14 protein-coding genes are annotated in these 12,792 nt (G+C 48.1%); all 14 read left to right on the top strand.

Translation table 11 applies throughout. From position 1 onward, the window contains the following. Positions 1 to 26 precede the first annotated feature (26 nt). Positions 27 to 599 carry a phage antirepressor N-terminal domain-containing protein gene (locus tag HUX74_RS13085; RefSeq protein ID WP_174646813.1) on the top strand — a complete coding sequence of 191 codons (573 nt, stop codon included), beginning with the start codon at positions 27 to 29 and terminating at the stop codon, positions 597 to 599. A 37-nt stretch (positions 600 to 636) separates the two neighbouring features. Beyond that, positions 637 to 1,164: a phage antirepressor N-terminal domain-containing protein gene (locus HUX74_RS13080; RefSeq protein ID WP_131225240.1), complete on the top strand. Its 528-nt coding sequence runs from the start codon at positions 637 to 639 to the stop codon at positions 1,162 to 1,164. Positions 1,165 to 1,417: 253 nt separating this feature from the next. Then, entirely contained in the window at positions 1,418 to 1,798 is a 381-nt protein-coding gene (locus HUX74_RS13075) for a hypothetical protein (RefSeq protein ID WP_174646812.1), read from the top strand. Between the two features lie 568 nt (positions 1,799 to 2,366). Further along, positions 2,367 to 2,855: a hypothetical protein gene (locus HUX74_RS13070; protein WP_119957919.1), complete on the top strand. Its 489-nt coding sequence runs from the start codon at positions 2,367 to 2,369 to the stop codon at positions 2,853 to 2,855. Positions 2,856 to 2,950: 95 nt separating this feature from the next. Continuing rightward, entirely contained in the window at positions 2,951 to 3,295 is a 345-nt protein-coding gene (locus HUX74_RS13065) for a hypothetical protein (protein ID WP_117652841.1), read from the top strand. 51 nt (positions 3,296 to 3,346) lie between these two features. Beyond that, complete coding sequence (locus tag HUX74_RS13060; RefSeq protein ID WP_174646811.1) at positions 3,347 to 4,318, top strand: S49 family peptidase; 972 nt, start codon at positions 3,347 to 3,349, stop codon at positions 4,316 to 4,318. A gap of 17 nt (positions 4,319 to 4,335) precedes the next feature. Further along, positions 4,336 to 6,366 carry a hypothetical protein gene (locus tag HUX74_RS13055; RefSeq protein WP_174646810.1) on the top strand — a complete coding sequence of 677 codons (2,031 nt, stop codon included), beginning with the start codon at positions 4,336 to 4,338 and terminating at the stop codon, positions 6,364 to 6,366. A gap of 93 nt (positions 6,367 to 6,459) precedes the next feature. Further along, positions 6,460 to 7,461, top strand: coding sequence for a hypothetical protein (locus HUX74_RS13050; protein WP_131225236.1), 1,002 nt, complete (start codon positions 6,460 to 6,462; stop codon positions 7,459 to 7,461). Between the two features lie 77 nt (positions 7,462 to 7,538). Continuing rightward, positions 7,539 to 8,165 carry a hypothetical protein gene (locus HUX74_RS13045; RefSeq protein WP_174646809.1) on the top strand — a complete coding sequence of 209 codons (627 nt, stop codon included), beginning with the start codon at positions 7,539 to 7,541 and terminating at the stop codon, positions 8,163 to 8,165. 41 nt (positions 8,166 to 8,206) lie between these two features. Next, complete coding sequence (locus HUX74_RS13040; RefSeq protein WP_151882866.1) at positions 8,207 to 8,581, top strand: hypothetical protein; 375 nt, start codon at positions 8,207 to 8,209, stop codon at positions 8,579 to 8,581. Position 8,582: 1 nt separating this feature from the next. Next, entirely contained in the window at positions 8,583 to 9,893 is a 1,311-nt protein-coding gene (locus HUX74_RS13035) for a site-specific DNA-methyltransferase (protein ID WP_174646808.1), read from the top strand. Beyond that, on the top strand, positions 9,890 to 10,240 hold the full coding sequence (locus HUX74_RS13030; protein ID WP_117652836.1) for a hypothetical protein: 351 nt from the start codon (positions 9,890 to 9,892) through the stop codon (positions 10,238 to 10,240). The genes HUX74_RS13035 and HUX74_RS13030 overlap by 4 nt, the downstream gene beginning before the upstream one ends. Continuing rightward, positions 10,237 to 10,878: a hypothetical protein gene (locus tag HUX74_RS13025; protein WP_131225233.1), complete on the top strand. Its 642-nt coding sequence runs from the start codon at positions 10,237 to 10,239 to the stop codon at positions 10,876 to 10,878. Before HUX74_RS13030 ends, HUX74_RS13025 begins: the two co-directional genes overlap by 4 nt. A gap of 1 nt (position 10,879) precedes the next feature. After that, positions 10,880 to 12,634, top strand: a complete 1,755-nt coding sequence (locus tag HUX74_RS13020; RefSeq protein ID WP_131225231.1) for a hypothetical protein — start codon at positions 10,880 to 10,882, stop codon at positions 12,632 to 12,634. Positions 12,635 to 12,792: the final 158 nt, after the last annotated feature.

Genomic DNA, 12,792 nt, shown 5'->3' with positions numbered 1-12,792 from the left:
TTATTATAAACTTTAAAAAACGAGTTATGGAAACAAAAATTATTACGAGAGTGAACAATGTGGACATCGTCTCTACGAGTGACGAACAACTGGTGCCCATCCGACCGATATGCGAGGCACTGGGCATTGATGCAAACGGCCAAAAACAACGCATCGAACGGAATGAAATACTCGGTCCAGTTGCGTGTATGATACACGCAACTGGAAAGGATGGAAAGACGTATGATATGTATGCCATTCCCTACATGTACATCTTTGGCTGGCTCTTCTCCATCGACACGTTCAAAGTCAGCGAAAATGCCAGAGAGGCCGTCCTGCGTTATCAGACGGAGTGCTACAAAGCATTGTTCGAGCACTTCACCGAGCCGCAAACCTTCCTCAAACAGAAACAGGAGGTCATGGAGAAGAAAGTGACCGAGTACCAGGAGTGCCAGCGCCGCTTCAAGGATGCACAGAAACTGATGAATGAGGCAAAGTCTGAACTGAATCAGGTGATGAAGCTCACCATCGAGGACTGGAGGGCGAACAACCGCCAGTTGAATCTACCGTTCACAGCTGAAGAAATGACCAGGGAAACGGAAAAGGTCACCGGAGAATAAGAACCAAAAGATTGCCAACTTTTAAAACGAACAGATTATGGAAACAAAGATTATTGCAAGAGTGAACAATGTAGATATAGTATCTACGAGTGACGAACAAATGGTACCCATCCGCCCTATCTGCGAGGCGTTGGGCATTGCTTACGAGAGACAGACGACCAAGATAAAAGAACATCCGATTCTCTCTTCAACTGTTACCCTGAGGGTAATGGTTGCCGCCGATGGAAAACAGCGAGAAATGTTGTGCCTTCCATTGGAATTTATCTTCGGTTGGCTTTTTACAATAAATCCGGCCAATGTAAACGAAGATGCAAAACCTACGTTAATAAAATACCAGCACGAATGTTATCATGCCCTGTTCCTGCATTTCACCGCCCGTGCCCAATTTGTAGAACAAAAGCAAATTGAGATAGACCGCCAACTTTCGATTGTAGATGATGCCAAAGAACACTTTCGCACTGCAAAGAATATACTTTCGGAGGCCGAGGCCAAACTAAAACAATTGCGTTCATTGACAATGAATGATTACGATATTGAGAGTAGGCAATTGAAAATAGATTTCTAAAAAATAATCCGGGCAGAATGCCGCACAATTCAAAAATAATCGCTATGTTTGCAATGCTTATCATACATAATCCAACAAATGCGGGCAGCGAGCTTGCATTTTCGGTGCAGGCATTTTTTATGCCCGGACATATTGTGTACCATATATGGTATCCGTGTACCCCCGTGTGGAGCGTTAATGCGCCCACAGCATTTGTTGGATGTGATAAGCAGCGGGAAGGGCACGGATACTTTCATTTTAAAAACTTATTGTTATGCTTGACAATGCAAAAGTTTCCACCGCTGCCAACAACAGCTTTAGAACGTCCGCCCACGAAACGGGTATCAACATCTCCACACTCACCCCTTACGAGTATTTCCACAGTATGGGAATTGATTTGCAAGGTTTCTCCATCCGTATTCTTGGCAAGCGCCGTAAGAACGGTGTTGCCATCACCGGTGTGTTCAATATCAGTGGCATCTACTATACGGTCGGTGCTGAAGACTATGAGCACTTGCTGGTCGATTTGCTGGAACGATACCGGGAGAAACGTGCTTACCATAAGAGGTGCCGGGAACGGAAACGTGAGCGGAACATGCTTTCGTTCATCAACCGTTATCCGGATGCCATGGTACTTCCGGCATACTTTTCTTGACTTGCACCTTTCACATCAACTTTATGCTTTATTCCCGGTGGCCGCCCCATCGGGAATAAATGCTTTTTTATATTCCGATTTACGGACATTTCGTTCGGTTTCATCCTCCTGGTATCTTATGATACTTCCCTACTCCATCCCCCGGACCCCCTGGAATAAAAAGATAAGCAATATAGAGGGAGTTTTGAAAGGAAAATATTTCAAAAGAGGCGTCCAACAGTCCAACAGTCCAACAAGAGAAAGAATTTTAAAATGTAACTCTCTGTTGTATAGTAGTATATATTTTCTATTTAATCATATATATATACTACAATGGCGTTGTCTTGTTGGACGCTGTTGGACGTGTTGGATTGCCATTTTTCAACCATCCAACTGGCTCCGTCCAACAAAAACGGCAAAAAATGCGGCTTGTTGGACGTGTTGGACGTCCTCCAACAGTATTTTCTTTATAGTAAATTTGTATAACTAAATAATAATCAGTAACTTTAATAATGCTGTTGGACTGTAGGACAGTTGGAAGCAAAAATAAACAAAAACGGTTTCAAAAAAATTTTTTAAGGAAATGAGCATGATTACGACGAGTATTTCAATTACACCTTACCTGGCTGAATATCTGCGTGGAAAGTACAACAACGGTGCGGATGAACCTTTCCGTATTCCTGACAATACGGACTTGTACCATGTGATATGGACGCTGATGTCGCGGCGTCATCAGAACCAGTCTCCCATAGATGACGGTAATCTGACTATCATACTTCCGGAGAGGCGTATCGGTAAGGATCCGGAAATATACAACTATCTGTCTCCACGGTCGGCCAAAATCATAGAAACGGAAATACGCAGGATGTTCAACCGGGAACTTCATACGGCAATGGACGAGAACGACTTGAACGGGCATGAGTTGAACAATCTCGATATCGTTCACAATTTCCTATGTGCGTATTGCATAGACAGCATCAGTGAGGATGCGTTGCTGAAGAACTTCTATCGGTGGCGGGAGAACATCCGCAAGCGGAAAAAACGCCGCGAATATAAAAAGAAGTTAAAAAACGGCTAAAAAATCACCGACCGAACTATGCGTTTTGTCCCAAAATGGCGGACAAAATGTCCTATGTATGGCGAACTTGTTGAATTACAAATAAATATCCTAATATGAAAGAACTTTCCATTCAGATTAAAGTCTATCCGGTGAGTAACATGCGCCAGGATGTCTATCGGTTCATGGCCGATGAGTTTGAGTTTACTCCGGTACCGGAATCTTCAGAGGCGGGCCGCTGTTTCAATTGCAATAAAGATATAAGCATAAGCCTTCCTCCATCCGGAGTGATGAAAGACTTCCTGGCTGGCAGGTTCTGCATTGTCGAGTTCACTGACACCAGGCACCGGAGTTTCCGGATCGGGGACAAAAAAATACCCGCCATTGTCTCGATATCCCCCAATCTGAATTCGGCAACTCTGAAAATTGAATGCAAAATGCTCAGTTCCCCGCTATTGTAGCGTCCTTCACCCCTTTCTGCAGGCTGCCTATCTTCGCTGAAAAGATACGCAATGAACAGAACTTATCTACGCCAGCTTCTTACTTTAAATATACACCGGCTTCTTATCACGGCAGAGGGCTTGTCTTCTGCCATGATAGAGGCTTTTCCATTGGTGCCCGCTGACAGTCTGCAGCCGACATCCTTTTTCTTCAATGAAAATCCTCCCACATATAAAGAGACATCGAAAAAGGCCCTTTCACTTCTTCAGCAGGAAATGAAGGCCCGTTCAGAACTCCAGGGGATAACCGTCACCGATGACTTCTCTTCTGACGAACTTCCTGAAGGCAGTATCGCCTATCACCGTATCTGGGGATTCATCACCTCAGATTGTCAGTGGTATTTCTCCTCCAAGCAGTTCGAACGGGACCTGCTTGCGGCAGAAGCCAATCCGGCCATAACCTGCCATTTCCTGCATGTGAACTCTCCGGGAGGGGAAGCATGGTATATGGACAGACTCAGTGAGACGATGCGCTCACTCGGCAAGCCCGTCATGACATTGGTGGAGCAGTGCAACTGTTCGGCCAGCTATTATATAACCTGCCATTCCAGTTTCATTGCCGCACTCACGGCCTATGATACCATCGGCTGCATAGGAACCATGATTTCCACTTGTAACTATGACGGATGGTTCGAAAAGATGGGTCTCAAACTCATCCAGGCCAAAGCCACGAAATCAGACCTGAAGAATAAAAAGACGGATGACTTGCTCAGAGGGAATCCGGAACAGTATATCAAAGAAGAACTGGATCCACCCAATGAACAGTTCCTTGCCGCCGTTCTTGCGTCCAGACCGCAACTGGGCAGCCTGCCGGAAGACGACCCGGTATTCCGTGGTGAAACGTTCGATACTCCGCATGCCATCGATAAAGGGCTGGTTGACGCCTCCATGACTTTTCCCGAAGCTGTGGTCAAGGCTGTAGAGCTCGGTCGCAGCTATATGGAGATTGAGAATATAAAAAGAAGTGCTCTCAACTATTTATAACTTAACTTTTGTTTATCATGAATTTAAAGGAAAGAATTCAGACCGTCCTGCAGAAACTGAATCTGCTGGACAAAGCGAAAGCCAATCAACTGACCCAGGAAGAATGGGGACAGATAGTCAACTCCTATAATCAGGAGTACCAGTCTATCCTTCAGGATGACTTGGCTGCAGACCAGGCGGCGCAACGGCAAACGGTTGCCGTCACCCAGGAACAGATTGACCAGGTACAGTCCATTCTTGGAAGTATCGTCAATCCGGTACAAACCAATTCAACAGCCACGGAAGAGGAAAATAGTGGGAATGGACCGGTGCAGACCATTTCACAGCCAGCCAACGGTGAAGGCCTGGTGCAACTGGCCACCGCTGTGCAGAGCCTGGTTGACAATATGAACAACCGCGCGGAGGATGATATCCCTTCCCGGACAGTGACAGCCGCTTCCATCATGTTCACGGGACCGGCAGACCGTTCCCGGTATCTTTTCGGTATCGAAAACCAGATGTTCTCCATGTCCGAACGTTGGAACAAAATTGCTGTCAATCCGGCCTCCGCTTCTTCTTACGGTCCATGGAATGAAGAGATTGAAGGGGCCGCTTTCCGTCGCCAGGCCGTTACTTTCTCCCGTTCACTGCAGCAGCGTTACGATTATCTGCACAGAAACGGAATGCTTGACGCCAAACGTCTGGCAGCCGGAGAATTCAGTACGAACTACGAAGGGGTGGATACAGCCGGTGTGGGCAACCAGTATGTGGTTCTGCGTCAGGACTATTTGATTGCCCGTGTACTCTCAGTCCGCGACCTCACGCAGTATTTTCCCGTCCGCTATGGAATTCAAGACCATGACCTCGTGTTCAATGCCTTCTTCTCCGAAGTTTCCCAAGCTTACCAGCAGGGTGAAATCTGGAAGGGTGACATGAAGCTTGAGAACGAGATGGGTCATGTGGATGATGCGATGATCAAGCTCAAGTTCGGTCCGATGAAAGAACTGGAGCGCATGTACATCGCTTATCTGAACAAGGAAGGCTCCGATCCTATCAAGTGGACCATGATCGAGTTCTGCATCCTAAACTCATTGGAAACTGCGCAGGTGGAGCAGAATAAACGCCGTATGCGGGGTATCTATGTCAAGCCGGAAACGGGTGTCGCAGGCAGTTACTTGAACGCATCGACCGGAATCATATACACACTGGTCCGCTACATGCATGAGTTTAAGATTCTTCCCCATGACGATGAGTCCTATCGCAGCTACACGGCTTCCAACATGTTGGATTCCGTTCAGGAGTTTGTCGGCGATGTGGTGGCATCCTGCACAGAAGACATGGATCTTGACCGCCACGTCCTCTATCTGAATAAGACCCATCTTCCCTGGTGGATTAAGAATGTCCGCGCCAAATATGGAAAGGACATTGATTTTTCCGGTCCGGACAGTTACCGCAATGTGGTACCTGACACAAATATGCGTATCATCTGGTTGCCTTACCTCGGTCAGCTTCCCCTCATGTTCATGGATGTTCCGGGCAACCTCCAGTTCCTGGAATTCGTACCGGGCGAGATGCTCTCTATCAAGGTGAAAGAGGACATGGAACTGGTAAAGGCATGGTCCACCTGGAAAGAAGGCACCGCCGCTTCGTTCACCGGCCGCCGTTTTGACAGCCTGGAAAAACTGAAGGCCAACAATTACGAATGGCAGCAGATCTTCATAAACAAACCTACCGTCGATATGGCAGCGGACGCGACCACTGTCGATGCTTCAAAGGGATTCTGGCAGATAACAGCGGCCAACACTGGAACCAAAGCGATTACGGATATTACGAATGCCAAAGCCGGTGTAGCCTACATTATTGAATGTGGTAGTACCGAGAATGCCACTACCATCGCCAAGTCGGACAAGTTTGCCGACATTACGGAAGCTTATACTCCGACCAAAGAGGGTGACTATATCATGGTAATCCTGAACAGTAAGGGTAACTTCCTGGAACTGGAACGTCAGGTAGGCGGTGTACGCAAGGTGAACGCTGCACTCCAGCCCAACATTCCTGGAGTCAGATAATTGGTTGTCTATAAGAACAGATTGTTTTCAGGTAGCGCGGGGCGGGTCCACTTAAGCCCGCTCCGTTTTTTATAACTTAAAAATTAAAATTGTATGAAAGCAAAAAGAATTTCAAATCCTTTCCGTAAAGGGAACCAGGCCGCCCGTAAGATGCAGGTCCGTTTTTTCCTTTCGCTGATGGTGCTTCTGGCACTCGTGTTTATTCTTGACATGGTCATGTCTCCCGGTTCTGTGCTGGGAATTTACGGATTTTCCGGTACCACACTGGCCGCCATGATGGTCATCGGTGACGTGGACGATGTATCCGACCGTAAGACGCACGGCTCGAATATAGCCTACAAGATTTACCTGGTGGATGTCGACCAGATAAATTCCGATGTACCCTTTCCGCTTCCAAACCAGCAGCGTGAGATAAGCACCATCCCGATGAAAGCCGGACAATACATGAAGTACTTTGCGGCGCACGATATTCCCACCTACACTTCAACCGGTGAGAAAGGTGACATTACCACCAGCGGTACCAACACTTTTGTTGCCGTCATGGGCGGCATGCGTGACCAGCTGCTCGATTTCATTGAACAGCATGCCGGAGGCAAGTTCATCATCCTTTTCAAGGAAGTGGGCGATGCGCAGTGGTACATTCTCGGCAACTATGACCGTCCGATGGTACTCTCCTCCTTCGAGTCCAAAAATGACAAGGACGGGCGTTATGTAACCTATACCTTCACACGTACAAGCATTGACCAGTACTACAAGTATACGGGCGATATTGTCCGTGCTCCGGCAGCGGCTCACACGGCTGGCGCAACGGCACTTGCCATTAAATCCACCAACAACCGTTATACAATCCCCGATGGTAGTGAAGGCACATACGCCATTTCCACCGTCAGCGGATTGACAGCCAATGATAAGGGACGTTACATCACACTTGAGGGTACCGGTACCGACAAGGCGGCCACCATTGCCGACGGCAACAGCTTTGTACTGGAGGACGGCGCCACCTGGACAGCCAAGGCAGGTTCTTCCATCACCTTCATGGTGCTTGATGCCTCTACACTTGTCGAGGTATCCGGCAGCCGAGTGCAGACAGCTTAGTAAAAACAACTTCTTACAAGCCTGCATAATTCCTTTATAGGCAGCGTGTTGGCTTGTAAGACTTAAATCTGTATGTTATGTATAGTTTCAAAGAAAAGAAGACACATTTCGTGGCTCTCCGGAATCCGGATGTGGCACAATATGACCTTGAGTTACTGGCTAAAGAAATTCCTGGATTTCCGCAGCTTGCCACATTCTCACGCAATCCCAAACGTTATGCCGATGATATCCTTTATGCACTGTTAGATTGTGCCACACGTGAGAAAATACGTGAGTATCGCCGGGCTATGATTGCAAAAAAGGCAAAAGAGGCTGAAGATGCCGGAGAAAGGAAAACAGAAAGTTCTGCTACGAAAAAGACGGCCGAAAAAAAACAGCAAATACCCAAAGGGGAAACAACACATACTGAAGAGACCAGTCCACATGATGACGTGGAAAAGCCTGAAACAACTCCGGCTGACAACTCGGCAGAAGAGTTGAAACAAGCGCTTGAGGAAGCGGAAGCCCGTGCTGAAGAAGCCGAACAGCGTGCCGATGAAGCGGAGGAAGCCAGGGATGAAGCGGAAGCCCGTGCCCAGGAGACTGAGCAGGCGCTGGAAGAAGAGAAAAAAAAAGAGCCGGCCAAGGTTCCGGTAAAGTCCAAAAGCAAGAGGAATACCCGCAAATCGACTGGGACAACCTCTTCGACCCGCAAGTCCAAATAGCCACACTCATCTACAACGACCGTGTGGTCACTTGGAAACAGATGAAGCAGCTCGACGAAAGTCTGGAAAGAAAACCGCAGAAGCGTGACATCATGGACATGGTGGAACTGCGTATCCGTAATCTCCAGGCATTCGATGAGCTGCAATCGTTCAACGACACTGGGAAGTTCCTCTACATTCATCCGCTCATAGCCCACCAGTCAGAGAGAGCACAACTGGAGAAGCTGCTGCGGACGGACCCGCAGGAGTTCCTGCGCCTGCATAAGAATGTGACGGACAATATCCGCAGATACGAATGTTACCTGAAACGCGCTGACAGGCAAAACAAGCGCACCCAAGACAAGGAAAATCTCCGACGTCACCGTGAACGGGAATCACTGTTCAAAGCAATATTGCAAAAATTCAATTCGAAGTAAAATGGAAAAGCTGATAGAAGTATTTAATTTGGGTGGTTTGCCTACTGCCCCGCTGGATTCGTTCTTGGAGCTTCAGGAAGACTTCAAGAAGTCTGATCCTGACAAATTATCGAAACTGCAGATGCTTATCATCACCCGTGGTTTCAAGTATGCATTCAAAGCCTGGCAGGATCCGGATGGAAAGCTCTGGATTATCGATGCCCATCAGAGACGGAAGGCACTGCTTGCATTGCGCAAGTCCGGGTTTACAATACCGGAAATACCTTATGAACCCATTTTTGCGGCAGACAAGAAAGAAGCGGTAGAGGAAATCGCAGCCTATAATTCCGAGTTTGCCACCAGGAATCCGGATACCCTGCTGTTCAAAAAATATAATATAGATTCTGACACCCTGCAGCGCTTCAACCTGGGTTATGAGGTCAAGACCACTGATTTCGGGCAGGTTTCCCCCCTTTTTGCCCAAGAACATGAGTCGGAAAGTGTGCAGGAAGATGCCATTGATTTTAATGTTCCTGCATCTGAAGATACTGTAATTGCCAGACCCGGCGATATATGGTTGCTCGGTAACCATCGTCTGATGTGTGGTGATTGCCGTTCCAAATCGGACATCACGGCGCTGATGGACGGACAGCATGCGGACTTGTGCGTCACAGACCCACCGTACAACGTGAACTATGAAGGCGGTACAGAGGAGGAACTCACCATCCAGAACGATTCCATGGAAAACGACTTGTTCGCCACCTTTCTCAGGCAGGTGTTCTCTGTCATGTTTGCCGTACTCAAGCCGGGAGGATCCTACTATATATTCCATGCGGACAGTGAAGGCGAGAATTTCCGGGCTTCTCTCAGGAAAGTGGGATTCAAGATTGCACAATGCTGCATCTGGGTAAAGAATACTATGGTGATGGGACGCCAGGATTATCAATGGCAGCATGAACCTTGTCTCTATGGCTGGAAACCGGGTGCCGGACATCAATGGAACTCCGACCGTAAGCAGACTACTGTCTGGAATTTCGACAAGCCGCAGCGCAATGCCATACATCCGACAATGAAGCCCATAGCCCTTATGGCATATCCAATATCCAACTCCAGCACTCCCGGTCAGATAGTCCTCGACATCTTCTCCGGATCCGGTTCTACACTCATGGCATGCCAGCAGATAGACCGTATCTGTCATGCTATGGAGATAGACCCGAAATATGTTACAGCCACCATTCACCGGTACCGCGCCATGTTCCCTGAACAGCCCGTCCAGTTAATCCGGAATGGAGAAATTCTTTCTGTTACAGATACCCAATCCTTGTTGAAATGAAAAAGGAACTCACTCTAACTTCAGACACTGATAAAGCCGTCCTAATAGGCGATGAATATGTATCCCAAGTGCGTACTTTCGGTGCTTTGGGATACACTCCCCACCGTATATGTACGCTTCTCGGCCTGCGTGGAAAGGAAAGGACGGCACTGACAGTCCGCTTGTTGATGCCCGGAGATGTATATTACGACGCCTACCGTAACGGTTGTGCCCTGGGAGAATACAATATCGATGCCGAACTTGCCAAGAAAGCCGAGACCGGTGATGTGTCGGCCATTGAGACCTTGGAAACACGTAAGCAGGAACGGACAGTCAAAGACTTAAGAAACCAACTCTTTGGAATATGACCAGACTCGACACCCTTGATAAGATACATCCGGACTTGATATCCGCATTCCTCACCACCGGGAAGTGTGATGGCATTCCTGCCGATGTGCAGTTATTCCTCAAGCAGCTGCAATGGGCGGCGGAGATTTACGAATACGAGCGTAACATCACCCGTGCCGCCAAGCAGCTGCGCCAGCGCATCAATGCCCAGCAGCAGATAAATGTGGATGAACGTACATGTAAGGCACGCATTTATGCGGCCATCAATTACTTCAATATTGACAACAATGTGTCCATCAAGGTGTGGGAGTCCAACTATGCCGACAAGTACGAGGATCTTGCCAAACTATGTGCGGCTGCCGGTGACTACAAGACCCAGGGCAAGTGCTATGCCGCCGCCCTGGAGTGCCGTCGCCGTGCCGCCGAGATTGCCGAAGCCGACCGTAACCTGGGGATCGTCTTCCTAATATCTCCCGAACTTACTCCGGAAGACCTGGGATATAGCAAGGCCTCCCTGAAGGAGATTGCCTCCAAGCACAATCAAGGCTTCTATCTGAACTTGATAGAGAACCTTCCCATCGAGAAAGCCGAGAAGAAGCGTCTGCTGCGCGATGCGGATATTGAGGAAGCTGAATACGAAGAACTTAATGAAGAGTAAGATGGAAACTGATATTGAAACCACTTCCCAGTTTGAGGAATACTACATGAACCAGATGCAGATACTGGTCAATGTCATCGATGCCAACAACATATTTGCCGAAGTGGCGCGTGCAGGTGGCAAGACGGAAGGTATCACCGGCCCACGTATCATCCGTGTGGCCAATGACATGCCAGGCGAGCTGTCGTTTCTGGTACATAAGACCTACGTTGCCCTGATGACGAACGTATGGCCCAACCTTCAGGCTTATTTCTCCAGGGAAGTCACCGTAGGTGGGAAGGTACGTTCCATGCTGGAGTATGGCATCGATTATGTGGTGGGCGAAAATAAGCTCCCTTCTCATTTCCGCAAGCCCCGATATCCCATATCCTACCCCAAACACAGTGTCGTTTTCCGGGACGGCCATCACATCCAGTTGGTAAGCTCGGACCAGCCGGAGTCCGTTGCCGGACGCTCTGCCGTCCACGCCATCATTGAAGAGATGAAACACAACAAAGGGGAGAAATTGAAAACCCGCTTGTTCCCTTCCCTCCGTGGTGCCAGTGCCGAAATACGCCGGTCACCTTATTACCAAGGAATCACGGGCGTATCCGATACCGCGCGTGTGGACCTCGGCGAAGATGACTGGTTCGAGGAATATGAGAAAAATATGGATACGAAACTGATGGAGGAAATATCTACAGTTGCGCTTCATGTAAATGCAGCTATCTATCAGAAATACAAACTTATAAATTCCCAACGGGAAACTACAAATCCCGTTACCCTTGAACGTATCCGTCTTGAAATCATCAGGCAGGATCGCATCATATCCTTATGGCAGCCCCGCCTGGCGGACATGCGCCGTAACGCCACGTTGTACGTCCGTGCCAGTTCCTTCTGCAACAAGGATATTCTCGGTCCGAAGTTCTTCAAGACGCAGCTTGAGACCTTGGATATGGACGAATTCCTCACTTCCATCTGCGCTATCCGCCATAAGGAGGTTATCAATAAGTTCTTCGCCAACTACAACAAGGAGAAACATCAGTATGCAGACAGCTATATTTATGAATCCATTCTACGACTTGACCTGCGGGAACATTTTCTACTCACAGCCCGCTATTTGAAGCACTACAACAAGCGTGACGAGCTACTGGTAGGATATGACCCCGGCCACTTTTCCAGCCTTGTTGTCGGGCAGGAAAAGGAATACGGCCGTCAGCTCCGTATTATAAAGGAACTCTATTGCTGTTACCCGGATGAACAGCCCGAACTCGCCCGTCAGTTCTATGAGTTTTTCGGTGCTGATTCCCAGAATAAGCGTATCATTCTCTACCCTGACCGTGCCGGGAACAAACGCCGTGAGGAACTGGAACAGATAACCACCGACAGCCGTGCCCTGAAACGTGAGCTGGAAAGTTATGGCTTTGAGGTGGAACTGATGAACGAAGGGCAGGCCACCGTATATCATTGGCAACAGTTCAAGTTATTGCTTCTTATGTTTGGAGGCCGGAGCAATGCCTTGCCGGAAATTTTGATAGACGAGAACGAGTGCAGGAACCTTTGCAGTGCCATTATGCTGTCACCGTTGAAAAAAACGGAAGGTCGCATCGAGCTGGACAAATCATCGGAAAAGAAAGTGCCTCTCAAGAACCAGGCCGGACTGACAACGCAGCTTCCCAGTGCCCTGATTTATCTTCTTTTCGGGCGTTATGGAAACAAAGTGTTGAGTGAATTATCGTCCATGCCGGACAATTTACCTGATAATTTGGCTATATAACGGCTGTTTTTCACTATAAAAATAGTCAGTATAGATACAATAATGGTATCGTTTGACATTAAAACAAACGCTTTTTGTTTGGAAACCAAACTTTTATGCTTTTGAAAAAGGAAAGCGTTTTCTTCGTGAGGCGCTGTTCAGCACGCACCGCTGAGTCT

Origin of the sequence: Bacteroides sp. Marseille-P8574 (genome assembly GCF_902825465.1) — a bacterium.
Lineage (GTDB): Bacteria > Bacteroidota > Bacteroidia > Bacteroidales > Bacteroidaceae > Bacteroides > Bacteroides uniformis.
This window is presented reverse-complemented; position numbering and strand designations above follow the sequence as displayed.